1 pseudogene is annotated in these 272 nt (G+C 40.1%); it reads right to left on the bottom strand.

Going from position 1 to position 272, the window contains the following annotated elements:
* A pseudogene (locus HMPREF2980_RS09545) lies at nt 1–272 on the bottom strand (hypothetical protein); the annotation flags it as partial.

Below are 272 nucleotides of genomic sequence, written 5' to 3'. Positions count from 1 at the left end.
TCGGGTTGGCTGACCAGACGCGCTGCTCAATACCTTCAGGGGAGAGCTTCACATATGCAACACGAGTATAGCGACAACACAAGAAAAAGAATAACGCTAAAGCAATTCCGGCGATATTAAACCAGATACCCATATTTCCACTATGACTATTGGCCATATATAGCAAAAAAGGAATGAACGGATTAAATATACAAATCCATACCTCAAAGCGATTTACTCGCCTAATGTAAATTCCTTCTGCTTCTTTTTTCTTATCTTGGCGTCGATTAATC

It is taken from the genome of Rothia sp. HMSC076D04 (genome assembly GCF_001814645.1).
Lineage (GTDB): Bacteria > Actinomycetota > Actinomycetes > Actinomycetales > Micrococcaceae > Rothia > Rothia mucilaginosa.
This window is presented reverse-complemented; position numbering and strand designations above follow the sequence as displayed.